Genomic DNA, 24,619 nt, shown 5'->3' with positions numbered 1-24,619 from the left:
GGTGGGTCATGTCTTTCCCCCAGGGGTGCGGCGCCCGTCGCCACCCCTGGCGCCGAGCGTGATCGAGCGGGCGGCCGGGCGCTGCGCGACCGTCCGACCGGAAGGGTAGCGGTCGATGAGCCGGTCGGTGTCGCCCCCGCCGGCCGGGCGGTCCGGCGATCCGGTGAGCGGTACCCGCCTCGGTTCCGGTGTCGGGCCCCCGACCTGCGGTGTGTCGCATATGTGACTGTTGATGACCTCTTGTGCGCGTCCTGTTGGCGGGACTGCGGCCGCAGACCTACCTTCGTCCCGGTGCGGGGGCCGGAACGGACGAACGGGTCCGGGCCGGAAGCATCGTCCGAGAGGTACGACCGGAGGCAGTGCATGCGCGACGCGGACAACATTCCTCGCACCCACTTCCCGACGAACGACCGGCCCCGCCGGCCCGGGTCCGTGGTCGAGGCCGGCGGGCAGGTCACCAACCAGCCGATCAACGAACGGTCGTACCGCCGGATGCCGGAGCAGGCGGAGACCGCCCGGGTGCCGAACCAGCCCGCCGAGCGGACCCGCGACGACGACGAGCCGGGCTTCGTCATCCACCTGCCGATCCGGGTGCCGAACCTGGCGGCGGCGACCGTGCTGGCCGGTCGCGTCGCGGTGTCCCTGGGGTTCCTGCCCGAGCTGGACGCCGGCGAGACCACCGTGTCCAACGCCGACGATCAGAACAACCGGCACCGGGTCTTCTGTGACCTGCTGCTGCCCGACCGGTCCCGCTGCCCCCAGGGGTACGAGCACGAAGGGCGCTGCGGGGAACTGCCGGTCGCGTCGGAGCAGCGTCCCGTACCTCGTCCGGCCAGCGGACCGTAGGCTGTCCCTCGAACAAATTCCGTACCGAGAGGGAGCCCTTCAGCGATGCAGAAGTGGGAATACTCCACGGTCCCGCTGCTGGTCCACGCGACCAAGCAGATCCTCGACAACTGGGGCGAGGACGGGTGGGAACTCGTCGCCGTGGTCCCCGGCCCGAATCCGGACCAGCTGGTCGCCTACCTGAAGCGGCCCAAGCAGTGAGCAACGGTCCGCACGCGAAGCTCGCCGAGCTCGGTCTCGAACTGCCCGACGTCGTGCCGCCGGTGGCCAGCTACGTCCCGGCAGTGCAGTCCGGGCAGCACGTGTACGTTTCCGGCCAGTTGCCGATGGCCGAGGGCAAGCTGCTCGGGACCGGCAAGGTTGGCGCCGGGATCTCCGCCGAGCAGGCGAAGGATCTGGCCCAGCGGTGCGCGCTCAACGCGCTGGCCGCGGTCGACTCGCTGGTTGGCCTGGAAAACGTGGTCAAGGTGGTGAAGGTGACCGGGTTTGTGGCCTCCGCGCCCGGCTTCACCGGTCAGCCCGCCGTGATCAACGGTGCTTCCGACCTGTTGGGCACCGTCTTCGGGGAGGCCGGCCGGCACGCGCGCAGCGCGGTAGGCGTGGCCGAACTGCCCCTGGACGCCCCGGTGGAAGTCGAACTGATCGTCGAGGTCGCCTGACGCGTTCCCATCGCCCTGCGATCTTGCACTGTCGGCTCGGACGAAAGCCCTGAACAGGGATGAATCAGGGGTGGCAGGTGCAAGATCGTGGGGTGTGGCGGGCGGGGTCGTACGATCGCAGCCATGAGCGGGCACGTGACGGGGGCGGTGGCGGCGCTTGCCGACGAGTTACCCCGCTGGGTTTCACTGCTGCGCGCGCCCAACCCGGGGCCGATGACCCTCGACGGCACCAACACCTGGGTGTTGCGCGCCCCAGCGGCCGAGTACGCCATAGTGATCGACCCGGGGCCGGCGGATGAGGGGCACCTGACCCGGATCGTCGAGCACGGCCCGATCGGGCTGATCCTGATCACCCACGGCCATCCCGACCACACCGAGGGCGCCGCCCGACTGAGCGAGCTGCTCGGCGGGGCGCCCGTCCTCGCCGTCGACCCGGCGCACACCATCGGCGGTGAGTCGCTGACCGAGGCGGGCGAGCACCTCAACGGCTTCGGCCTGGCGATCCGTCTGCTGGACACGCCAGGGCACACCGCCGACTCGGTCTGCTTCCTGGTCGAGCACGGCGACGAGCGGGTGGTGCTCACCGGTGACACCATCCTCGGCCGGGGCACCACCGTTGTCGCCCACCCGGACGGGCACCTCGGTGACTACCTGACCAGCCTGGAGCTGCTGTCCGCGTACCGGGGGATCCCGGCGCTGCCCGGACACGGCCCGGCGCTGGCCGACTGCGCCGCCGCCGCCGATTTCTACCTCGCCCACCGTCGGGCCCGGCTCGACCAGGTCCGGGTGGCGGTCGCCGGCGGTGCCCACACCCCCGCCGAGGTGGTGGCGACGGTCTACGCGGACGTGGACCGCTCACTCTGGTGGGCGGCCGTTTGGTCGGTCCGTGCCCAGCTGGAGTATCTGGGCGTCGACACCGGGGAATCCCCGCCCGGGGTCAGTGGGTTGGAGCACATGTGACCTGCCCCGTGTGTGGAACCGTTGCCGTTCCCGGTGCCCGGTTCTGCCACAACTGCGGTGCCGCGCTGCCGGCCGCCGCCACGTTGCCGGCGGCCGAGCGCAGGGTGGTCACCGTGCTCTTCGGTGACCTCTCCGAATTCACCTCCTGGTCGGAGGACCTCGACCCGGAACGCGTCGGCGCGGTCACCGACCGGGTGCTCGCCGCCCTCGCCGGCGCGGTGAAGACGTTCGGCGGCCACGTCGACAAGCTGACCGGTGACGGCATCATGGCGGTCTTCGGCGCCCCGGTGGCGCACGAGGACGACGCCGAACGCGCTGTCCGGGCCGCCCTGTCCATGCAGCGGGCCGTCCGCCGGGTGCTCGACGACGAGCGGGGCGGCGGCGCGCCACTCGGCCTGCGGGTCGGGCTGAACACCGGCGACGTCATCGCGGGCATCCAGGCTGCCATCGAGTACACGGTCATCGGTGACACGGTGAACACGGCCGCCCGGCTCGCCGACGCCGCCGCGGTCGGGGCCGTCTACGCCGGTGGACGCACCGCCGCCGCCACCAGGCACGTCTCCTCCTGGCGGGCGCTGCGCCCGCTGCGGCTCAAGGGCAAACGGGAGCCGGTCGAGGCGTACGAGCTGCTGGGTCTGCTGGACGCGCCGGGCACCCGCTCGGGGTTGGGCGACGAGGCGCCGTACGTCGGCCGGGAGACCGAGATCGGCCGGGTCGCCGGCCGGCTCGCCGAGGTGATCGACCAGGGCGACCCACGGGTGCTGCTGATGACCGCCGAGGCGGGTATCGGCAAGTCCCGGTTCGCGGCCGAGGTGGAGCGCCTCGCCGCCGGGTACGACGTCGGTGCCGGCCGGTACGCGGCGCACACCGGGGCCCGGGTGCTCTCGGTGCGCTGTGCCGCGTTCGGTGAGCGGCGACGGCTCGCGCCCCTGGCCGATCTGGTGCGGGCCGCCGTCGGCCTGCCCAGCGACGCGTCGACCGCGCTGACCCGCCCGGCGGTGGAGGAGCGGCTGCGTCGGCTCGGGCAGCGACTCGCCCGCTCTGGTTCGGAGACCGCGCCGATCGCCACCGAGCACCTGCTCGCCCTGCTCGGCTATGCCGAACTCCCGGCGCACGGTGGCACCGACAGCGGCGAGTGGGGCGGAGCGGGCACTCCGGCCGCGGACGCCGAGGTGGTGCCGAACGCGGTCGCCGACCTGCTCAGCGGGCTCGCGTCGGAGGCACCCCTGGTGATCGTGGTGGACGACCTGCACGATGCCACCACCGAGACGATCAGCGCCCTCGGGTTGACCCTGTCCAGGCTCACCGGCCCGGTGCTGGTGCTGCTTCTCGGCCGCCCCGAGTTGGTGCGTACCGCCGGCGCGCTGACCCGGGTCGCGGACGCCGAGGTGCACTCGCTGCCGCCGCTGCGCGGTGCCGACGCGGCCCGGCTGCTCACGAGTTACCTCGGCGGCGGCAAGCTGCCGCAGGCCGACGCCGACCGGTTGCTCGCCACCGCGCAGGGCAACCCGTTCTACCTGGCTGAGCTGGTCACACTGCTGATCGAGCGGGGTGCGCTCACCACCGAATCGGTGCGCGGCGCCGCGTCAGTCCGCGCTGTCGGGGTGGAGCGGTCCGGTTCCGGCGAGCGGGAGCAGAGCGGGTCGGCCGGCTGGCGGTTGGTGCCGGGTTCGCTGGGCAGCCGGTTGCTCTCCCGGGACCTCGCGGCGGTGCTGGCGGCCCGCATCGACGCCCTGCCGCCGGACGCCCGGTCGGTGCTGCGCGACGCGGCGGTCACCGGTGACACGGTGCCGACCGGCGCGCTGGAGGCGATGCGCGAGCAGCGGGCCGGGCGCGACGGCCGGCCGTCGGCAGTGGTCGCCGTCGAGCTCGACCGGGCGGTCGAGGAGTTGCTGCAACGCCGGATGCTGCACCGCTCGCGTGCCGGCTACTCGTTCGCGACACCGCTCATGCGGGAGGCCGCGTACGCCGGGGTGAGCAAGGCCGAGCTGGCCGAGCGGCACGCCGCGCTGGCCCGTTGGGCGGCGCCGGCGGACGGGGCCACGGCCAGCACGGTGGGCGGGTTCACCGACGAGGCCCGGGACGACTTCGTGGCGACGCACGTCGAGCGGGCCGCCAGGCTCGCCGACGCGGTGAAGCTGCGTCCGGACGCGCCGGCCCGGGCGGTGGTTCCGCTCGGCGTCGCCGCGCTCGGCCGGGCCGCCCGCCGGTCGCTGTCCGCCGGTGAGCCGGCGATGGCCGTCGAGTACGCCGAGCGCGCCACCGAACTCGCCCGCGACGGGGTGCCGGCAGTCGACCAGGTGGTGCACGCCCGTGCGTTGCTCCAGGTCGGCCGCGTGTCCGACGCGTTGGCGTACGCCGAGAAGATCGCCGCGAACGCGGGCGACGAGGCCACCCGGGTCAGCGCCCTGCTGCTGGCGGGGCAGGCCCAGGAGACCCTCGGCGACCAGGGTCGGGCGGTGACCGCCTGGCAGGAGGCGTTGCAGGTGGCCACGGAGGCTCAGCTGCCCACCCAGCGCGCCACGGCCATGCGCCGGCTCGGCATGGCCGACTTCGTGGCTGGGCGGCTGAGTCAGGCGAGTAGCCGGTTGGCGGCCGCGTACCAGGTCAGCCTCGGTGTCCAGGATCGGCGCGGGCAGGCGTGGTCCCTGCAGAACCTGGCCTGGGTGACCACCACCCGGGGTGACTTCGCCGGCACCGACGCGGTGCTCGGCCGGGCCGCCCGGCTCTTCGCCGAGCTGAAGGATCCGTACGGGCGGGCCTGGCTGCGCGGCACCACGGCGTTCGCCCGACTGCTCGCCGGCCGACTGCGCGAGGCGTGTCGGATGGCGCAGGTGTTCCTGCCGTTCGGCGAGCGGGTCGGTGAGGCGTGGGCAGTGGGCACGTTGCGCGCGGTGGCGGCGTTCGCCACCGCCGAGCTGGGTGACCTGGCCGAGGCGGACCGGGAGGCCCGGCGCGCGTACCGGGAGTTCGCTGCCGCCTCCGACGACTGGGGGCGCGGTTTCGCCCTGGTGGTGCGGGCGGTGGTGGCGCGCGGGTTGGGCGAGCCGGAACACGCTGCGGACCTGCTCACCGACGCCCTCGCGTACGCGGAGCGCACCTCGCATCCGCTGCTCACCGGGATGGCCGGGACACTGCGCGGCTTCGTCGCGTTGGACATGGGCGACTGCGAGACGGCCGAGCAGGCGGCCCGTGCGGTGCTGACCGCCGTGGAGCCGCACAACCCGCAGGCTCCGGCGCAGGTGGCGCCCCGGGTGTTGCTGGCGACGGCCCGGCTCGCCGTCGGCGATTCGGCGACCGCGGTCGGGCTGCTCGCTCCGGTGGCCACGGCCGCGGCCAACGCACCCTCGCTGCTCTTCTCCCGCCGCCAGACGATGGCCCAGTACGCTGCGGCGTTGCTCGCGCACGGTCAGCGGGAGCAGGCGTTGGACTGGGCCCGTCGAGCGGTCGGCGCACCGGCCGAGGACGTGCGCAGCCAGGTGATCGCGGCAAGTGTGCTGGCCGAGGCGTTGGCCGCCTGCGGACGTCCGGCGGAGGCGCTGTCCTCTGCGGAAGAGGCGGTCCGCGTGGCGTACGCGACCGAGCAGCGCAGCGAGCGTGCCGCAGCCGACGCCCTGCGTAGCCGCCTGAGCGCCCTGGTCTGAGGTTCTGCCGGTTCTGGGGATGTGGTGTACGGGGTGAACGGCTAGCGTGTCACCACCGCGTACGGGTCCACAGTGGTGACCGTCGCCGTGCCTGGGGAGGCCCTTCATGAAGCTGCCGCGATCCATCGCGGGCTGGACGATCGCGGTCTTCGGCGTGCTGGCGCTGGTGATGGGCGCGGTCGGGCTGCTCTGGCCGGAGGCGCAGCTGCGCATGCTCGGGTTCGAGGTGCCGGCGACGCGGACCGTCGGTGATCACACCGGGACGTTCCTGCTGGCGTCGTCGATGGCGGCCTTCAACATGGGCGTCTACTACCTGCTCGCCACGGTGACCGAGTGGCGGGTGTTCTACCGCTTCACAGTGGTTTTCCGACTGGTCACGTTCACCGTGTTCACCATCGCGGTGCTGGCCGACATCGCGCCCGACCGGTTCTTCGGGGTGGCGGCGTGGGAGGGGCTGGGAGCCGTGGCCACCGCGATCGGTCTGCGTCTGGATGCCCGTCGGGGCATCCCGGCCGGCGGGGTCGGATCGTCCGAGGGTGCCGGGACTGCTGTGGTCGCCGAGGAGGGTACCGGTCCCACCGGTGCGGCTCCGGCGGACGCGGTGCGCTGAGCCATCGGTCGGGTTGGGTATTTTCGAGCGGTGACCGACACCCCGACCGGCGGCCTGCCAGTGCCGATCGTGCCCGGCCTGACTGATTTGCGGGTCTTTGCCCGGGGCGGGTACGCGACTGTCTACCAAGCCACCCAGATCTCCGTGGGTCGCGAGGTCGCCGTCAAGGTGGAGAACCGGACGCTGGACAGCGAGCGGGATCAGGCCCGCTTCCTGCGCGAGGCGCGGGCCGCTGGCCGAATGTCGTCCCATCCGCACGTGGTGGACCTCTTCGACGTGGGGGTCACCGTCGATCAGCACCCCTACCTGATCATGGAGCTCTGCGACGGCTCGTACGCCGAACGGATGCGCACCTCGCCGCTGGGCCCGGTGGAGGCCCGCGACCTGGGCATCAAGATCGCGGACGCGTTGGCCCACTCGCACGCCGCCGGGGTGCTGCACCGCGACGTGAAACCGGCCAACATCCTCTACTCGCACTTCAACTCGGCGGTGCTCGCCGACTTCGGGCTCGCCGTCCTCGCCGAGCACCGGGACGCCTCGGTCACCCTGGAGGTGCTCACCCCGGCGTACGCGCCGCCAGAGATGTTCAGCCACAGCCCGCCATCGCCGGCCGTCGACGTGTACGCGCTCTGCGCCACCCTCTACGCGGTGATGCACGGCCGACCGCCACGCTGGCAGTCCGAGCGCAACCCCAGCCTGGTCACCGTGCTGGAGATGTTCAACCAGCCGCTCCCCGCCCTGCCCGGGGTGCCGGACGAACTGATCGACGTGCTGCGCGTCGGCATGGCTAACGACCCGGCCGAGCGCCCCTCCGCCCTGGAGTTGCACGACCTGCTCACCAGCCTGCCACTCGGCTCGCCGACGACACCGGTCAGCGGCGCACCGGTCAGCGGTGGCGCGACGCTCTCCGGCCCGTACGCGGCCAGCCAGCCGGTGCCCCGCCCGCCCATCGAGGACACTCAGCCGACTCTCCCCACCGGTCGGCGTTGGCGGCGCTGGCTCTTCGGCGGCGTCGGGGTGCTCGCGCTGGCCGCCTCCGCGACCGCCGGGGCCTGGATCGCGGACCGGGCGCCACCACCCGCCCCGTACCCGTCCGCCACCCAGATCGCCGCACCGGCGACCGGGCCGCTGCCCGGCTGCGCGACCGGCACCGGTGCGCCCACCGCCCTGCCCGAGGGTGCCCGGTGCATGACCGAGCTGGAATGCTTCGGCCCGATGCGGATCCGGGGCAACCGTGCCGAGGCGGCTCGACTGTCCTGCGCCGGCCGACACACCTGGGAGACGTACGCCGAGGGCATCCTGCCGGTGTCATTGGTCGGCGCCGACTACGACGAGGTGGCCGCCGCCGAACCGGTGCGGCAGGTGTGCAGCCTCACCACGTTCCGGTTGACCACCGGGATCGCCGAGGCGACCGGCTGGCACCTGGAGGTGCTACCGCCGGTCGACGGCAGCATCGACCGGAGCTACCGGTGTCTGGCGGGGCGGGGCGTGGACGCGCTCACCGCGCCCACACTCACCGGCCGCTGAGCCCGTTCGACCCGCGTCGGCGGTCACGCACCGCACGCAACGCGTCCCGACTGTCCAGGGCGTCGAGGGTGTCCGCGTCGATCCCGTACGGCATCAGCTCGGGCGGCCCGACGGCTGCCGACCGGTCCACCGGCTCCGGGTCGTCGACCTGACGAGCGGCGGAGACGGCGACCCCGGCGAGCATGGTCATTAGCACGCAGAGCAGCGCGAGAACGACGCCGAGGAAATCCTGGCGGCGCCACACGACCAGCATGACCAGCGGCGCAAGGGCTCCCAGCGCCGCGAGCACCGCCACCGTGCGCGCATCGGGTCTGGACAATCGGCTCACCTGTCCAGCATGTCGTGACGAGGCCGGCTGTCAACCGCAGAGCCGGCCACCGCGCCGATCGGCGTCGATCCGAACGACCGGCCGACATGGCCTGCGGCACCTGCACGGATTGGACAAGAACAGCTACTCTCGGTGTCCCGCAGGCTCTTCCGGCAGCGAGGTCGCCAATGAGCTCAGGCAGTTCGCAACCCCGGCTCCGTTCGGTCGCGTCGACGCTGGCGGTCGCGCTCACTCTCGTGCTCGCCGCCGCGGCCGGCTGCGACAGCCGGGAGAAACCGGAGCTGCAATCCGTGCAGGAGAAGATGCGCGAGACGCACGTCTACGGCCAGTCGAAGCTGCGGATCGGTGTCGCCACGAACGAGCCGCTCATGGGCGAGTTGCGAAACGGCCAGCACGTCGGGTTCGACGTCGAGATCGCCCGGTACGTCGCTGCCTCCCTCGGCTACGAGGGGGAGCAGCGGCTGGAGTTCGTGTCGGTCGCCACCGAGGACCGCATCCCGTCGCTCCAGGGCGGCACCGTCGACCTCGTGGTGTCCAGCTTCTCCATGACGGAGGACCGTAAGAAGTTGGTCAGCTTCGCCGGGCCGTACTTCGTCACCACCCAGGAGGTGATGGTTCCGGTCCGACTCAAAGACAGGATCCGCACCATTGAGGATCTGCGCGACCCGGTCTACAAGGTCTGCACCAGCGGCGGCTCCACCACCGAGGCCGAGTTGGAGAAGCATCAGGTCAAGACGTTCGTGGTCAAGGACGTCGGCGACTGCGTCGATGGCATCCGGAAGGGTCGGTACGACGCGGTCAGCTCCGACGAGTCGATCCTCGCCGGTTTCCTGGCCAGCTTCCCGAAGGAGTTCGAGATCGTCGACATGCCGTTCGGCACCAGCGAGTTGCTGGGCATCGGCGTGCCGATCGGTGATCCCGCGCTGCGCGACCTGGTCGCGTTCTTCCTGCAGAAGAGCTACGAGCAGGGCCGCGACGGGGATGCCAGCCCCTGGCAGACCGCGTACAACCGGACCCTCGGGCCGTGGCTGAAGGCCGAGAAGCGCCAGCCGCAGCCGCTGGAGGTGCCGAAGCTGGTCGACTTCGACGACAAGGCGCCCGCGAAGTGAGCGCGGCGCCGACCGCCACCGGCGGCGACGGGCCGGTGCCGCCGCCCCGCACCGCCGTGCCCGGCGGCTCTGCCGAGTCGCCGAAACTCGACGGTACGGCCGCGACGTCACCGGCCGTCGACCCTCGGACGGCCGGCGCGGAAGGCGAGGTTGCCTGGCCGGCGGCGGTGCCAATCGCCGAATCGGCCGAGCCGGTCGTCGCCGAGGCCGAGCCGGGGCGGGTCCGCTGGGATCCGGCGGAGCGACGCGCCCGTGCCAGCCAGTCGTTCTGGACTGCCGCGGTGGGCGTACCCGCGATCTTCTCGGTGCTGCGCCTCGGCGTGGAGGCCGGCGGCGAACTCCAGACCACGCTGCTGCTGGTGGCCAACGTCGGGCCGGTCAACCTGCTCGCCGGCTTCCTGACCACGGCGGCCCGGTTGCTCTCCACCGGCCTGGTCGCCGTGTTCGCGCTCGGCGCGGTGCTGGCCGTCAGCGCCGACCGACTTCCGCCGGGCACTCGTCGCCGCCCGCTCTTCGCCCGCTGGGCCGACATCACGCCGGCCTGGGTGGTGCTGGCGAGCTTCCTGCTCGCCCTGATCACCTGGCCGCTGCTCTATCTTCCGCTGCTGTTGCCGGCGTTCGCGGCCGCGTTCCAGTTGCGTCCCGGGCGGCTGCACGAGCGGGTCGTGCCCCGGCTGCTGCTGATCGGCGCGCTGTTCGCCGGGTACGGGTGGTTGATGCTGCCCACCCTGCGCCAGGCGGTGCAGCAGGGTGATGAGTCGCTGGCGCTGGCGCTCATCGTGGTGCCTCCGCTGCTGGCCCTGTTCATCGCGGGGCCGCTGCCGGGCATGGTGATCCGACCGCTGGCGTCGGTGACCGAGGTGGCGGTGCTCGCCACCCTGGTCTGGGCGGCGGTGCCGGTGATCAGCACACCGGTGTTGCCGCTGACCGTCACCACTGTGGGCCCGGAGAGTGGGCCCACCGAGGACGTACGCGGGCACGTGGTCACCACCGACGACGTCAACATGGTGATCCTTCAGGAACGGGGCGGGGTCCGCTACGTCCCGGTCGATCTGGTCCGCGCCCAGGTGCTCTGCCCGAGCGAGGAGGAGCTGCCCCGACACCAACTGCGCATTCACGACTTCCACGTCGAGGATTCACTGTTGGAGGGCATGGGTCGTCGGGTCCGCCCGGTCCACCGCATCGACGCCGCCTGCCGTACCCCGGTCTGAGACCCTCCTGCCCGGTCAGCGGGCCTACCGTGCCCGGCGATTGGCCGTCTGCGTGGTGGTCCGGTCAGCCCTTCGGAAGAAGCTGTGTTGTATATACAGTCGAACGGTATATGCTGCGGCAATGGCGAACGCTTCCATGCATGAATCCACCTATCTGATACTTACCGCGCTCGTCGAGGCCCCGCGGCACGGATACGCGCTCCTCGACGAGGTCCGCCGAATCTCCGACGGGCGCGTCGACCTGCGCGCCGGCACCCTCTACGCGGCCCTCGACCGGCTGCGGACCGATGGCCTCGTCGACATCGAGCGCGAGGAGCAGGTGCAATCCAGGTTGCGCCGGTACTACCGGCTCACCGCCCCGGGGGCCCGTCGCCTGGCCGAGGAGTCGGCGCGTCTGCGCAGCAACGCCGACGCGGCGAGCGTGCGACTGCGTCGTGCCGGTCTCATCTTCGACGGCGGTGCGGCGTGACGTTGGACCACGTCTATCGACGGCTGATGGCCTGTTATCCCCGCGCCTACCGCCGGCAGTACGAGGACGAGATGATCGGCGTGTTGCTGGACGACGCGGCCCCCGACCAGCGCAGGCCTGCGGCACGAGACGTGCTCGCCCTGCTCGGCGGGGCGCTCCGGGCACATGTCCGCCAGGCCGGTGCTCGGTTCTCGGCCGACCCGTGGCGGGAGGCGGCGCAGGCGCTCGCTCTGATCGCCGCGCTGACGTTGTTCGTGCGCGCTGCCCGCGTACCGGTGCTGCACCTTGCCATGCTCGCGCAGAGCTACCCCGGCGGGATCGGGGAGCCGGTCGTCCTCTGGCCGGGTGGCCCGGTGGCCGTGCTGTGGCTCATCGTGGCGGTGTTGGCCGTGGTCGGCTGGGCCCGGGCGGCAGCCGCGGTCGCCGTTTGCGGAGCGACGTTCGAGGTGGTTCGGGTCGCTGCGGACTACGGACAATATTCGACTGTGTTCCATCTGTGGCCCGCCGTGCTCGCCGCGATGATCCCGCTGGCGCTGGTGGTCCGCGCTCCCCGTTCCGCCGGGGCGGCCCTCGCGCGCTGGCGGCTTGGCACACTGGTGGCAGCGACGCTGGTCAGCGTCGCTGCTCCGAGTGTCGCCTTGGTGACGGGTGCTGATAACGCGACGGCCCCCATCTACGGCACGTGGATCTTCACCGCCGGTGTCGGCCGGATCGAGGCGATCCTGCTGACGGCGGGATACCTGCTCTTCGCCCTTGCCATCCTGTCGACGCCGGCGGTGTTACGGCGGCGCCTGCTCGCGCTTGTGGTTCCGGTGGCTGCCACGCTGCTGCTCACCCGGGTGGGGCTCGGCAGTACGGGGACGTTCCTGGAACGTTCCACCCACGACGGTGTCCTCGCCGCGCTCACCCCGGCGCAGTGGTTGGTGCTGGTGCTGGCGCCCGCACTGTTCTTCGCGGTGGCCGTGGCGATCCTGCACCACCGGGAGCGGTCGGGCAGCCGGATAGCGTGAGCCGCACCGCCGCTACAGGGAGATCGACTCGGTTTTCAGAAGGTCGGGGCGTCGCTGGCCCTCGGACCCCCCGGAATCAAGAAAACCGAGTCGATCTCGCCGGCAGGCAGGCAGGACGGCGCGCATCAGTACGACTTGTCCTGGCCGAGGACGTGTTGGGCCACGAAGTTGAGGATCATCTCGCGGCTGACCGGAGCGATCCGGCCGGCCCGGACCGCGCCGAGCAGGGTCGCCACCCCGTACTCGGTGGTCATGCCGGCCCCGCCGAGCACCTGGACGGCGGTGTCCACGGCGAGCGCGGCGGCCTCCCCGGCCGCGTACTTGGCCATGTTGCCGGACACCCCGGCCTCCAGGTCACGGCCGGCGTCGTACAGGGTGGCCGCCTTCTGGATCATGAGGCGGGCCAGCTCCACCTGCACCGCCGCGTGTGCCAGGGGATGCGACACCCCCTGGTGGGACCCGATGCTCCGGCCACCCCAGACCTTGCGGGTGGCGGTGTACTCGCTGGCCCGCTCAATGGCGTACCGGCCGGTGCCGGCACCCATCGCGGCCACCGTGATCCGCTCCGGGTTGAGCCCGGCGAAGAGTGCCGGCAGCCCGGCGTCCAGCGACTCACCGAGCAGCGCGTCGGCGGGCACCCGGACGTCGTCCAGGTAGAGCAGGAACTGGTTCTCCGGAGACACGATCTCCATGTCCAGCTTGGACCGGGTCAACCCGGCCGCATCGGTCGGCACCAGGAACAACGCCGGCTTCAGCCTCTGCGGAGACGCATCCGCTGAACCGGCTGGGCTGTCATCGACGGCGACACGCGCCACCACCAGCACGTGACCGGCCTCGTCGACCCCGGAGATGTAGCACTTGCGGCCGTTGAGCAGCCAGCCGTCGCCGTCGCGGCGGGCCACCGTGCCGAGCCGGTGGAAGTTCGAACCGGCCTCCGGTTCGGTGATCGCGAAGACGATCTTCTGGGAGCCGTCGGCGAGGCCCGGCAGGTGCCGCTTGCGCTGCTCCTCGGTGCCGTGCCGGGCGAGCACTGTCGCCGCGATGGCCGGGGAGACCACCAACAGCAGCAGCGGGCAGCCGGCGGCCGCCAGTTCCTCGCAGACGATCGCCAGCTCGGTGATGCCGCCGCCCCCGCCGCCGTACTCGGTGGGGATGTTGACGCCCAGGTAGCCGAGCCGTCCCGCTTCGGCCCACAACTCGGTGGTGTGCTCACCGGCCTTCGCCTTCTCGACGAAGTAGCCGTGGCCGTAGCGGCGGCCCAGGGCCCGCACGGCGTCGCGCAGCTGGTCCTGCTCGGGGGTCAGGTCGAAGGTCATCGGGGGTCCTCCTCGGAATTCGACGGCTCCAGCTCGGCGGGTGCGGGTGAGCCGTCGATGACGGCCAGCACAGCGCCCGCCTGCACCTGACCGCCGGACGGCACCGGCAACTCGGCGACCACACCGTCGACGGGGGCGAGCACGGGATGTTCCAGCTTCATCGCTTCCAACGTGAGCAGTGCTTCGCCGGCGGTGACCCGCTGACCGACCCGGACATGCACCCGGGTCACCGCGCCGGGCAGCGGCGCGAGCAGCGAACCGGCGGCCACTTCCGTCGCGGGCAGCGGGAGGCGCGGCAGCTCGGCCAGGCTCGCCGCCCCGTCCGGGCCGTCCACGAAGACCGCCGACCCCACCCGGTGTACGCGGTACGCGCGGCGAACCCCGTCGACGTCGAGCACCACCCGGTCCGGGGTGGCCTCCACCAGCGCCACGGTGGGCACGTCCTGCCGCTCGGCGGCATCCTCGGCCGGCGGGGTGCTGGACCAGTCGGCGAGCCGTCCGGTGCGGTCCAGGCGGTAGCGGATCTCGATCTCGTCGCCGTCCGACCCGACGAAGCTGGTGACCTGAGGGACGGCGGGCACGTTGCGCCACCCGGAGGGGAGCCCGGAGAGCACCGGCGCGGTCGCCCGGCGGTGCGCGGCGCCCGCCAGCGCGGCGGCGAGGGCGGTGAGCGGACGCTGGTCGGCGGGAAGAAGCGGGGCGAAGACCTCCGGGTGCCGGTCCAGGAAACCCGTGTCGATCTCCACGGCGGCGAACGCGGGGCTCCGCAGCACCCGGACCAGCAGGTCCCGGTTGGTGGTCACCCCGTGCAGCTCGGCCCGGGCCAGCGCGCTCGCCAGCAGCCGGGCCGCCTCCGCCCGGGTACGACCCCAGGCGATCAGCTTCGCGAGCATCGAGTCGTAGTGCACCCCGACCACCGAGCCGGCCACCACACCCGAGTCGACCCGCAGACCCGGCCCGGCCAGCCCACCGAACTCGGTCGTCACCCCGGCAACGCTGAACCGGTGCAGCGTCCCGGTGGCCGGCCGCCAACCTGCCGCCGCGTCCTCGGCGCAGAGGCGTACCTCGATCGCGTGCCCGGTGCTCGCCGGCAGGGCCGCCGGCAGCGGCTCCCCCTCGGCGACGAGCAGTTGCAACCCCACCAGGTCCAGACCGGTGCACAACTCGGTGACCGGGTGCTCCACCTGGAGCCGGGTGTTCATCTCCAGGAAGAAGAACTCACCACCGGGGGCGAGCAGGAACTCCACGGTGCCCGCGCCCAGGTAGTCCACCGCGCGCCCGGCGGCCACCGCCGCCTCGTGCAACGCCGTCCGCACCCGCTCGGGAACGACCGCCGGCGCCTCCTCGACGATCTTCTGGTGTCGCCGCTGGATCGAGCACTCCCGGTCACCGAGAGCCACCACCCGACCGTGGGCGTCACCGAAAATCTGCACCTCGACGTGCCGGCCGCGCTCGACGTACCGCTCGATGAAGACCGTGCCGTCGCCGAACGCGGCAGCCGCCTCGCGGCGCGCGGAGGCGACCGCCTCGGCCAGTTCGTCGGCGGCCCGGACGATCCGCATCCCCCGGCCGCCACCGCCCGCGGCCGCCTTCACCAGCACCGGGAAGTCCGCGACCTCGCCGGTGTCGGTCCAGCTCGGCAGCATCGGCACGCCCGCCTCGGCGAGCAGTGCCTTCGCCGCCAACTTGTCGCCCATCGCGGCGATCACCTTCGCCGGCGGCCCGACCCAGGTCAGGCCGGCGTCGGTCACCGCCGCCGCGAACTCGGCGTTCTCGGCGAGAAACCCGTAGCCGGGGTGGACGGCGTCCGCGCCGGTGCGCCGGGCCGCGTCCAGGATGAGGTCGACCCGCAGGTACGTCTCGGCCGGCGTGGCACCGGGCAGACGAACCGCCTGGTCGGCCTCGGCCACGAACGGCGCGTCGGCGTCCGCGTCCGAGTGGACGGCGACGGTCTGCACGCCCATCGCTCGGCAGGCGGCGAAAACCCGACGGGCGATCTCGCCCCGGTTGGCCACGAGCAGTCGGTTGATCATGGTCCCCTGAGCCTGCCTTTCGTTCGCGACTGCGGAACTCCGCCTCGTTGCGTTCCTCGCGCTCACGGCCTACATCCGGAAGACGCCGAAGCCGTCGGCGCCCTTCACCGGCCCGTTGTGGATCGCCGAGAGGCAGAGCCCGAGGACGGTCCGGGTGTCCCGAGGGTCGATCACCCCGTCGTCATAGAGCCGGCCGGAGAGGAAGAGCGCGCCGGACTGCGACTCGATCTGCTGCTCCACCATCATCCGCATCGCCGCGTCGGACTCCTCGTCGTAATCGCGCCCCCGAGCCGCAGCCGCCTGCCGGGCCACGATGGACAGCACCCCCGCCAGCTGCGCGGGGCCCATCACCGCCGACTTCGCATTCGGCCAGGTGAACAGGAACCTCGGCTCGTACGCCCGGCCGCACATGCCGTAGTTGCCGGCCCCGTACGAGGCACCCAGGTTCACCGTCAGATGCGGCACCGTCGAGTTCGACACCGCGTTGATCATCAGGGCGCCGTGCTTGATGATGCCGCGCTGCTCGTACTCGGTGCCGACCATGTAGCCGGTGGTGTTCTGCAAGAAGATCAACGGGGTGTCCGAGGCGTTCGCGAGCTGGATGAACTGGGCCGCCTTCTGCGCCTCCGCGCTGAACAGCACCCCTCGGGCGTTGGCCAGCACCCCCACCGGGTAGCCGTGCAGCTCGCCCCAACCGGTGACCAGAGCGTCCCCGTACGCCGGTTTGAACTCGTCGAAGTCGCTGCCATCGAGGATCCGGGCCAGCACCTCCCGAGGGTCGAACGGCACCTTCAGATCGGCGCTGGTGATGCCGAGCAGCTCCTCCGGGTCGTACTTCGGCGGCTGCGGCGCCGTCGTACGCGGCGACGGGCCCTGCTTACGCCAGTTCAGCCGGCGGACGCACTGCCGAGCCAGCCGAATACCGTCCCGCTCGTCCTCGGCCAGATAGTCGGCGAGCCCGGACGTGCCGGCGTGCATCGCCGCGCCACCCAGCGACTCGTCGTCGGTGACCTCGCCGGTCGCCATCTTCACCAGCGGCGGACCGGCCAGGTAGACCTGCGACCGGTCCCGAATCATGATCACGTGATCGGACATCCCCGGCACGTACGCGCCACCGGCCGTGGCGTTGCCGAAGACCACGCTGACCGTGGGGATGCCCGCCGCCGAGAGCCGGGTGAGGTCACGGAACACCCGACCACCGGGGATGAAGATCTCCGCCTGGGTGGGCAGGTCCGCCCCGGCCGACTCCACCAGGTTGACCATGGGCAACCGGTTGGCCAGGGCGATCTCGCCGGCCCGCCGGGTCTTCGCCAGCGACCATGGGTTGACCGCGCCACCGCGAACCGTCGGGTCGTTCGCGACGATCAGGCACTCCACACCCTCGACCACCCCGATACCGGTGACCACGCTGGCCCCGACCGGGAAGTCCGAACCGTACGCGGCGACCGGCGACAACTCCAGGAAGGGACTGTCGGCGTCCACCAGCAGCTCGATCCGCTCCCGGGGGAGCAGTTTGCCGCGGGAGTGGTGCCGGGTCACGTACTTCTCGCCGCCACCAGCCCGCGCCTGGTCCAGCGCGGTGTCCAACTCGGCCAGCCGCTCCAGCAACGCCGCCCGGTTCGCCAGGTACGAGGGCGCGGACGGGTCGACCGCGCTGTCCAGGATGCTCACAGTGCCTCCTTCGTTCGCGACTGCGGGGCTCGCAAACCCGGCTCACTCCTCGCGCTCACAGTGCCTCCTTTGTTCGCGACTGCGGGGCTCGCAAACCCGGCTCACTCCTCGCGCTCACAGGCCCATACCCTTCGCGATGATCTCGTTCATGATCTCGGTGGTGCCGCCGCCGATGCCCAGGATCCGCGCGTCGCGGTAGTGCCGCTCCACCTCGGCGTCGCGCAGGTAGCCGAAGCCGCCGTGCAGCTGCAACGCCTGGTCGACGACGTGGTCGCAGGCCGCCACCGCCACGTTCTTCGCCATCGCCACCTCGGTCACCACCGGCTCGCCGGCAGCGACCCGAGCCGCGACGGCGTGCACGTACGACCGGGCCGCCTCGGCGCGGGTGTGCATCTCGGCCAAGCGGTGCCGGATCAGCTGCCGGCTGGCCAGCGGACGCCCGAAGGTCTCCCGGTCCCGGCACCAGCGCACCGCCAACTCGACGCAGCGCTGCGCTGTCGCGTACGCCTGGGTCGCCAGCGACAGCCGTTCCGCCGCGAAGTGCTGCATGATCGCCAGGAAGCCGGTGTTTTCCGCGCCGACCCGGTTGGCGACCGGCACCCGCACGTCCGCGAAGGACAGCTCGGCGGTGTCGGAGCAGTGCCAGCCCAGCTTCTCCAGCCGGCGTCCCACTGTGAACCCGGGCGACCCCTTGTCGATGATCAGCAGGGTGAGTTCACCGCTGCCGGGAAAGTCGGTACACACCGCTGTGGTCACGAAGTCGGCCCGGTGCCCACTGGTGATGTACGTCTTCGACCCGTTCACCACGTAGTGGTCGCCGTCGCGGCGGGCGGTCGTGCGGATGCCGGCCACGTCCGAACCGCCGTCCGGTTCGGTGATGGCCAGCGCGCCGATCATCGTGCCGGACAGGGTGGGCCGGACGTACCGCTCGATCAGGCTGTCGTCGGCCGGTGCCGAGACGCCGCCGAGCCGACCGCCCAGCGAACCACCGGTGCGGGCACCGGCCGCCGCGACCATGTGCGGCAACGCGATACCGTGCGTGAACAGGGCCGCCACCAGCCCGGACGAGCCGCCGGAACGGATCAGCTCCTCGGTCACGATGATCGAGTCGAGCAGGTCACCGCCGCTGCCGCCGACCGACTCCGGGAAACCGACGCCGAGTAGGCCGAGCTTCGCGGCGGTAGCGTGCAACGCCCGGGGCACCTCGCCGGCCCGCTCCCAGTCGTCCAGGTACGGCAGCACCTCCCGGGTCACGAACGCCCGGGTCAGCTCGCGCAGTTGCCGGCGCTCCGGGGTGTCCACGATGCTCACCGCACCACTCCTGCCGGGAGGTCGACGATCCGGGCGCGCAGCAGCTCGCCGAGCGCCTTGGCCTGCGGGTCGAACCGGGTGGACGCGGCCACCCCCGCGCCGAGCAGGCCCTCGATCACGAAGTTGACAGCGCGCAGGTTCGGCAACTCGTAGCGCCGAACGGCCAGCGGCGCGGTCTCCGGCAGCAGCTCGGCCAGCCGCCCGACCGTCAACCAGGTCCGCAGCCACGCGTACCCGCTGTCGGAACGCGCCCAGACACCGAGGTTGGCGTCCCCGCCCTTGTCCCCGGAGCGCGCGCCGACCACCTCGCCGAGCGCCCCACGCCGGGTGGGGCCCTCGGCCGCCGCGTCGCCGCCCGGGGCGGTCACGTCCTCAGTTGTGGGTGCGGTGCGGATCGGCGGGGCGATCGGCACCCGCTCGCCGCCGGGCAGCACCGCGACGTGCCGTACCGCGTCCTGCGGCACGGTGTCGGCGGTGAAGACGCCGTACGGTGTCGCGTCGCCCGGCAGGGTGGTCAGCGTGCAGCCCGGGTACGAGGCCAGCGCCAACTCCACCGCGGCGGCCGAGAAGGCCCGCCCGGCCCGCGCCTTGTCGCCGTCGCGCAGGTGTACGTGCAGCAGGGCGCTGGCCGCCTCGGTGTCGGCGGCGTCCGGGTGGTCGGTTCGAGCCAGCGTGAACTCCAGCCCGTCCTTGCCCACCGCCTCCTCGATCTGCCCCCGCACCAGGGCCGCCTTCGCCTCGATCTGTAGACCGCAGAGGACGAACGTCATCGAGTTGCGGAAGCCGCCGAGGTTGTTGACGCCCACCTTGAGCGTGGGCGGTGGCGGCGTGCCCCGAACGCCTGCGACCCGGACCCGGTCCGGCCCGTCGGGGTGCAGCGTCACCGTGTCCAGTCGGGTGACCACGTCCGGCCCCAGGTACGCCGGCCCGCCGATCTCGTAGAGCAACTGGGCGGTGACGGTCTCCACGGTGACCGCACCACCGGTGCCCGGATGTTTGGTGACCACCGATGAGCCGTCGGAGTGCACCTCGACGATCGGGAATCCGGGCCGACGACCGCCGTCAGGCAGCTCGGTGAAGAAGCTGAAGTTGCCGCCGGTGACCTGTGCGCCGCACTCGACGAGGTGCCCCGCGACGGTGGCCCCGGCCAACTCGTCGAGGTCGTCGCGGCCCCACCCGTACCGGGCGATGGCCGGGCCGACCACCAGCGACGCGTCGGTGACCCGGCCGGTGACCACCACGTCCGCGCCGGCGTCGAGGCAGGCGGCGATCCCGAACGCGCCGAGGTAGGCGTTCGCGCTCAACGCGTCCGCCCGCTGGATCGTGTCGCCCTCGACGTAGCCGACCTGCGCCGGCAGGCCGAGCCGGTTGGCGAGCTTCTCGATGGCGGCGGCCAGGCCGGCCGGGTTCAACCCGCCGGCGTTGGTCACGATCCGCACGCCGCGGTCGAGGGCGGTGCCGAGGCAGGTCTCCAGTTGCCGCAGGAACGTCTTCGCGTACCCCAGGTCGGGGTCGCGCAGGCGGTCTCGGGCGAGGATCAGCATGGTCAACTCGGCCAGGTAGTCGCCGGTCAACACATCCAGCTCACCGCCGTCGAGCATCTCCCGCCAGGCGGTGAACCGGTCGCCGTAGAAGCCGGAGGCGTTGCCGATGCGGATCATGCCCGTACCCCGTTCCCGCCGGCCGGCTTCCGGCCGTCCCCCGGCGGCCCGGCGAAGGCCTGTGCCACGTCGAGCCACTCGTCGGCGACCGGTCCGCTGGCGACCAGGGCGAGGTCCGCACGGTGCCGGCGTTGGGTTATCAGCTGGCAGAAGTCCCGGGCCGGGCCGGTGACGCGGTCGGCGGCGTCCGCCGGACCCCAGCTCCACGTGTCGCCGCCGGGCCCGATCAGCTCGACCCGGACCGGCGCCGTCGGTGCCTCCCGGCCGTGCGCGGCGAAGCCGTGCCCGAGGGTACGCACGCCCAGGTGCGCCACGTGCCGAAGTCGGTCGCTGTCGGGGCGGACCACGTCGAGGGCGTCGGCGACGTCCCCGCCGTGCGCCCAGGTCTCCATGATCCGGGCGGTGGCCATCGAGGTGGCCGACATTCGGGTGCCGTACCAGGGCAGCTTGTTGTCGGCCGGAAGGGCGGCCAGCGCGTCGGCGAGCGCGGTTCGGCCGGCCCGCCAGCGGGCGAGCAGCTCGGCCGGCGGGGCGAGGAACTCTTCGGCGCCCGCGTCGACCATCCGCGTCACGTCCGGCGCGGCGGTCACGGTCGCGTAGAACGCCTCCGCGTCGGTGGCGGCCAACAGCGCGACGTGGTCGGTCCAGGCGAGGTGGGCGATCTGATGCCCGATGCTCCAGCCCGGCGCGGGGGTCGGTCTCGCCCAGTCGGCTGCGGGCAGAGGTGCCACCAGGGCGTCCAGCTGGGCGGACTCGTCGGCCAGGTCGGTGAGCAGGTCGCTGAGGTCGACCATGGTGCTGCCTCCGGTCGGTGGTGGCCGGTGCGGCCGGCGGTCAGGGGGTGAGCAGGGTGGCGAGCTGGCGCTTCCAGGTGGTCAGCAGGGCGGCCCGGCGGGCGGAGTCGTCGCTGAGCAGGTTGGCCACGCCGAGCCCGCGGAGCAGGTCGAGGGTGGCCTGCACCGCTTCGCGGACGCCGGGTCGACGCTCGTCGACGCCGAGCAGGGCGACGGTGAGCCGGTGCATCTCCCGCCCGACCGTCGCCTCCAACGGCACCAGAGCGTCCCGGAGCTCCGGATCGGTGCGGGCGGCGACCCAGAGCTCCAGCGCGGCCACGAACAGCGGACCGGTGAACGCCACGGCGAGCAGGTCGACGACCCGGTCCAACCGTTGTGGACCCGCCGGCAGCGCCTCGGCCTCGGTGCGCAACTCGTCGGCCCGGCGGTCGGCCAGGTGGGCCACGGCGGCCGTCACCAGCGCTGCCTTCGTCGGGTAGTGGTGCAGCTGAGCGCCACGGGAAACACCGGCCCGCGCCGCGACGACGGTGGTCGTGGTGCCGGACCAGCCGTGCTCGATCAGGCAGTCGACGGTCGCCTCCAGCAGACGGGCCTGGGTGGCGCGGCTGCGTTCCTGCTGGGGGACACGCGTCGATGTGGCGGACATGCGGCACAGCCTGCCGCCTCAGAAACAAACAGTCAAGACTGACTTTTTCTGAAGCCGTGTCGCTCGGGGCGCGCGCCGGAAGGGCTCGGCCTCGCAAAGAGACAGCGGTGTGGGGGATGGGCGGCGGGTGGTGACGGCGTGGCGGTGGCGCTGGCGAGGATGCGGCATGGGTGCGGTGGCCTCGCTATGGAGCTGATGTCACAAACGAATCACCCGTCGGCCTCACCCGTTGCCGGTGCCTTCACCCGTTGCCCTTGCCCGTCGACCCCACCCGTTGCCCTTGGCCGTTGATACCGACGGCTGATGCCGCAAACGATTCAGCTCCAAAGGGCCGGGACCCGTACCCGAGTGCTGCCTCAGTGGCCGCCGGCGCTGCCTCAGTGGCCGCCGGCGCTGCCGGCTCAGCGGCCGTCGCGGGGGCCGAAGACGGTCAGCGCGTCGGCGTCGCTGTGTTGAGAGCGCAGGTACTCGTCGGCCCAGGCGGCTGCGTCGGGGAAGGCCGACTCCGCTGCCACCCGGGCGCAGGCGGTGTCCACGTCGAAGGTGGTGCGGCGCAGTTGGACGCCCGGCCCGAGCAGCGCCCACCACGCGCCCGCACCCCCGTACGGCATGCCGATGCTGCCCGGGTTGACCACCAGTCGCCGGTCGACCAGCCGGGTGAAGGGCATGTGCGTGTGGCCGCAGACCACCGTGGAAACCTCGGCGGGAAGACCGTCGAACACCTCCGCCCAGCGGGCCAACCGGGAGTCGACGAGCACGACCTCCTCGTCGTCGCGGGGCGTCGCGTGGCAGAACAGCGTCGGCCCGAGGCCGTCGATCTCCAACGTCACCGTCGTCGGCAGCGCGCCGAGCCGGGCCACCTGGTCGTCACGCAGTTGCCCGGCGGCCCAGTTCGACACCTCGATCGACGCGGGATGCCCGGCCCGAGCCTCGACCAGCTCGCGATCGGCGTTGCCACCGACCCAGCACACCCGGTCGCCCAGTTCGGCGAGCACGTCCAGCACCTCGACCGGTTGCGGGCCCGCGGCGATGTCACCGGTGAGCACGATCAGATCGGCGGCGGCGACGTCCGGCTCAGCCAGTACGGCCTCCAGCGCCGGCAGCACACCATGGATGTCGGAGAGCACCGCAACACGGTTCACCATGGCCCCACCGTCACCGCCGACACCGCCCCGAGGCCAGCGATTCTGCGCCAGGCAGATGGCAAACGTCCCCGCCTGCGGCCGACGACGGCAGGCGGGGACGTGCTGTGCTACTCAGACGCGGGCGCGACGGGCCAGGCGCTCCGGGTCCAGAATGATGATGCTCTTGCCGTCCAACCGCAGCCAACCGCGCGAGGCGAAGTCGGCCAGCGCCTTGTTGACGGTCTCCCGGGAGGCGCCGACGAGCTGGGCGATCTCCTCCTGGGTGAGGTCGTGGGTCACCCGCAGAACGCCGCCATCGCGGGTGCCGAAGCGACCCGCCATCTGGAGCAGGTTCTTGGCGACCCGGCCCGGCACGTCCGTGAAGATCAGGTCGGCGAGTGAGTCGTTGGTCCGGCGCAGCCGCCGGGCCAGCACCCGGAGCAACTGCTCGGCGATCTCCGGACGGTTGTTCAGCCACGGCCGCAGCGCCTGCTTACGCAGCCGCACCAGCCGGGTGTCGGTCACCGCGGTGGCGGTCGCCGTACGCGGACCCGGGTCGAAGAGCGACAGCTCACCGACCATGTCCGACGGCCCCATCACCGCGATCAGGTTCTGCCGGCCGTCCGCAGCGCGGCGACCAACCTTGATCTTCCCGGACAGCAGGATGTAGAGGCTGTCACCGGGCTCGCCCTCATTGAAGACGACCTCGCCCTTGCGGACCTCGATCGTCTCCATCTCCTTGGCAAGCGCCTCGGCAGCTTCCGGGTCAACACCCTGGAAGATCCCGCTGCGGGCCAGTACCTCGTCCATTGCGCACCTCCGGTTGCGCGTGCCGTCCGTCGGCCGGGGCCGCCGTCCGCTGATCCCCTCGCGCGCCGCCAAGTCTAGGCGCACGTGAGCATGAATCAGAGGTCGCCCCTGGAATCTTGATCGGTGGGCGTAACCTGCCCGACGTGCTAAGCGAGCCGATTCTGACCAGCCGCTTCGAGGACAGGCGCAACGTCCCGTTGCTCGTCTGGCGCGCGGACGTGCCGCTGCGGGCGGTCAGCAGTGGCCCGCTGGGCGGTGGCATCGGGGTCCGGCGGTGGGTGCTGAACGCGACTGTGCCGATGTCGTACGACCGGGATGACCCCGCGGCGCACCTGGCCTCGCTCGCCGCTGAGCAGGCCCTCGACGGGCCCGGGGTTGGTCTGCTCACCGGCGTCGATGTGACAGAGGTGGTGGCGCGGACCGACACCGGAGTGCGGGCCTGGGCGACGGTCGGGCTCGGCACGCCGGTGCTCGCGGCCGCTCCGACACCGACCGCGCTCGCCCAACGCGTCGGCACTGTCAACATCGTGGTGTACGTGCCGGCCCGGCTCGCCGACTCGGCACTGGTCAACGCGGTGGCCACCGCGACCGAGGCGAAGACCCAGGCGATCAGCGAGCTGGGGATGCCGGGGACCGGCACGCCCACCGACGCGGTCACCGTGCTCTGCCCGGTCCAGGGGCCGGAGGCCGCGTACGGCGGACCGCGCTCCACCTGGGGCGCCCCGCTCGCCCGAGCGGTGCACGCGGCAGTCCTCGCCGGTGGCGCCCGGCCGGTCGTGCCGTGGTCTGAGCAGCTCAGGGACACAAAGTCCAACCGATCGGCTATCGTCGGCGGGTTTAACGACCGGTAGGGTCGCGAGCGATGTACGCTCCCGCCCCC

22 protein-coding genes are annotated in these 24,619 nt (G+C 72.3%); 12 read left to right on the top strand and 10 right to left on the bottom strand.

What is annotated here, in order from left to right; genetic code table 11:
* Positions 1–363: 363 nt before the first annotated feature.
* From DLJ59_RS15485 to DLJ59_RS15460, 7 genes are all read left to right on the top strand, one after another.
* Complete coding sequence (locus tag DLJ59_RS15485; RefSeq protein WP_124773278.1) at positions 364–846, top strand: hypothetical protein; 483 nt, start codon at positions 364–366, stop codon at positions 844–846.
* 45 nt (positions 847–891) lie between these two features.
* Positions 892–1,047, top strand: a complete 156-nt coding sequence (gene sp36 / locus DLJ59_RS36615) for a Sp36 family protein (RefSeq protein WP_165435850.1) — start codon at positions 892–894, stop codon at positions 1,045–1,047.
* Positions 1,044–1,505 (top strand): RidA family protein, encoded by a 462-nt coding sequence (locus DLJ59_RS15480; RefSeq protein ID WP_124773276.1) that lies wholly within the window; start codon positions 1,044–1,046, stop codon positions 1,503–1,505. The genes sp36 and DLJ59_RS15480 overlap by 4 nt, the downstream gene beginning before the upstream one ends.
* Before the next feature lie 123 nt (positions 1,506–1,628).
* On the top strand, positions 1,629–2,465 hold the full coding sequence (locus tag DLJ59_RS15475; protein ID WP_124773274.1) for an MBL fold metallo-hydrolase: 837 nt from the start codon (positions 1,629–1,631) through the stop codon (positions 2,463–2,465).
* A complete protein-coding gene (locus tag DLJ59_RS15470; RefSeq protein WP_124773272.1) occupies positions 2,462–6,109 on the top strand; it encodes an adenylate/guanylate cyclase domain-containing protein in 3,648 nt (1,215 codons plus the stop codon). Before DLJ59_RS15475 ends, DLJ59_RS15470 begins: the two co-directional genes overlap by 4 nt.
* A gap of 106 nt (positions 6,110–6,215) precedes the next feature.
* Positions 6,216–6,719, top strand: a complete 504-nt coding sequence (locus DLJ59_RS15465) for a hypothetical protein (RefSeq protein WP_124773270.1) — start codon at positions 6,216–6,218, stop codon at positions 6,717–6,719.
* Between the two features lie 30 nt (positions 6,720–6,749).
* Positions 6,750–8,246 carry a serine/threonine-protein kinase gene (locus DLJ59_RS15460; RefSeq protein WP_124773268.1) on the top strand — a complete coding sequence of 499 codons (1,497 nt, stop codon included), beginning with the start codon at positions 6,750–6,752 and terminating at the stop codon, positions 8,244–8,246.
* Here DLJ59_RS15460 and DLJ59_RS15455 read toward each other — a convergent pair.
* Complete coding sequence (locus tag DLJ59_RS15455) at positions 8,233–8,565, bottom strand: hypothetical protein (RefSeq protein ID WP_124773266.1); 333 nt, start codon at positions 8,563–8,565, stop codon at positions 8,233–8,235. The genes DLJ59_RS15460 and DLJ59_RS15455 overlap by 14 nt on opposite strands.
* A 176-nt stretch (positions 8,566–8,741) precedes the next feature.
* On the opposite strand from DLJ59_RS15455, the gene DLJ59_RS15450 reads away from it, so the two are divergent.
* The 4 genes from DLJ59_RS15450 to DLJ59_RS15435 all read left to right on the top strand — a co-directional run bounded on the left by DLJ59_RS15450 (position 8,742) and on the right by DLJ59_RS15435 (position 12,373).
* On the top strand, positions 8,742–9,683 hold the full coding sequence (locus tag DLJ59_RS15450) for a transporter substrate-binding domain-containing protein (RefSeq protein WP_124773264.1): 942 nt from the start codon (positions 8,742–8,744) through the stop codon (positions 9,681–9,683).
* Positions 9,680–10,894: a hypothetical protein gene (locus DLJ59_RS15445; RefSeq protein WP_124773262.1), complete on the top strand. Its 1,215-nt coding sequence runs from the start codon at positions 9,680–9,682 to the stop codon at positions 10,892–10,894. The genes DLJ59_RS15450 and DLJ59_RS15445 overlap by 4 nt, the downstream gene beginning before the upstream one ends.
* 121 nt (positions 10,895–11,015) lie before the next feature.
* A complete protein-coding gene (locus DLJ59_RS15440; protein ID WP_124773260.1) occupies positions 11,016–11,363 on the top strand; it encodes a PadR family transcriptional regulator in 348 nt (115 codons plus the stop codon).
* The gene (locus DLJ59_RS15435; RefSeq protein ID WP_124773258.1) at positions 11,360–12,373 is read left to right on the top strand and encodes a hypothetical protein; all 1,014 of its coding nucleotides are present in this window, start codon (positions 11,360–11,362) and stop codon (positions 12,371–12,373) included. Before DLJ59_RS15440 ends, DLJ59_RS15435 begins: the two co-directional genes overlap by 4 nt.
* 125 nt (positions 12,374–12,498) lie before the next feature.
* On the opposite strand, the gene DLJ59_RS15430 is transcribed toward DLJ59_RS15435, so the two are convergent.
* From DLJ59_RS15430 to DLJ59_RS15390, 9 genes are all read right to left on the bottom strand, one after another.
* Positions 12,499–13,689, bottom strand: coding sequence for an acyl-CoA dehydrogenase family protein (locus DLJ59_RS15430; protein WP_124773256.1), 1,191 nt, complete (start codon positions 13,687–13,689; stop codon positions 12,499–12,501).
* Positions 13,686–15,722: an ATP-binding protein gene (locus tag DLJ59_RS15425; RefSeq protein WP_124773254.1), complete on the bottom strand. Its 2,037-nt coding sequence runs from the start codon at positions 15,720–15,722 to the stop codon at positions 13,686–13,688. Before DLJ59_RS15425 ends, DLJ59_RS15430 begins: the two co-directional genes overlap by 4 nt.
* Before the next feature lie 69 nt (positions 15,723–15,791).
* On the bottom strand, positions 15,792–17,393 hold the full coding sequence (locus tag DLJ59_RS15420) for an acyl-CoA carboxylase subunit beta (RefSeq protein WP_124773252.1): 1,602 nt from the start codon (positions 17,391–17,393) through the stop codon (positions 15,792–15,794).
* A gap of 114 nt (positions 17,394–17,507) precedes the next feature.
* Complete coding sequence (locus tag DLJ59_RS15415; protein WP_124773251.1) at positions 17,508–18,704, bottom strand: acyl-CoA dehydrogenase family protein; 1,197 nt, start codon at positions 18,702–18,704, stop codon at positions 17,508–17,510.
* Entirely contained in the window at positions 18,701–20,365 is a 1,665-nt protein-coding gene (locus DLJ59_RS15410) for an acyclic terpene utilization AtuA family protein (RefSeq protein ID WP_124773249.1), read from the bottom strand. The genes DLJ59_RS15415 and DLJ59_RS15410 overlap by 4 nt, the downstream gene beginning before the upstream one ends.
* The gene (locus tag DLJ59_RS15405; RefSeq protein ID WP_124773247.1) at positions 20,362–21,159 is read right to left on the bottom strand and encodes a TIGR03084 family metal-binding protein; all 798 of its coding nucleotides are present in this window, start codon (positions 21,157–21,159) and stop codon (positions 20,362–20,364) included. The genes DLJ59_RS15410 and DLJ59_RS15405 overlap by 4 nt, the downstream gene beginning before the upstream one ends.
* Before the next feature lie 40 nt (positions 21,160–21,199).
* Entirely contained in the window at positions 21,200–21,805 is a 606-nt protein-coding gene (locus tag DLJ59_RS15400) for a TetR/AcrR family transcriptional regulator (RefSeq protein WP_124773245.1), read from the bottom strand.
* A 401-nt stretch (positions 21,806–22,206) separates the two neighbouring features.
* A complete protein-coding gene (locus DLJ59_RS15395; protein WP_124773243.1) occupies positions 22,207–22,950 on the bottom strand; it encodes a metallophosphoesterase family protein in 744 nt (247 codons plus the stop codon).
* 111 nt (positions 22,951–23,061) lie between these two features.
* Positions 23,062–23,739: a Crp/Fnr family transcriptional regulator gene (locus DLJ59_RS15390; protein ID WP_007073398.1), complete on the bottom strand. Its 678-nt coding sequence runs from the start codon at positions 23,737–23,739 to the stop codon at positions 23,062–23,064.
* Positions 23,740–23,882: 143 nt separating this feature from the next.
* Here DLJ59_RS15390 and DLJ59_RS15385 point away from each other — a divergent pair, with 143 nt between their 5' ends.
* Positions 23,883–24,590 (top strand): adenosylcobinamide amidohydrolase, encoded by a 708-nt coding sequence (locus DLJ59_RS15385; protein WP_124773241.1) that lies wholly within the window; start codon positions 23,883–23,885, stop codon positions 24,588–24,590.
* Positions 24,591–24,619 lie beyond the last annotated feature (29 nt).

The organism is Micromonospora inaquosa (assembly GCF_003857055.1).
In the GTDB taxonomy this organism is placed as follows: domain Bacteria; phylum Actinomycetota; class Actinomycetes; order Mycobacteriales; family Micromonosporaceae; genus Micromonospora; species Micromonospora inaquosa.
This window is presented reverse-complemented; position numbering and strand designations above follow the sequence as displayed.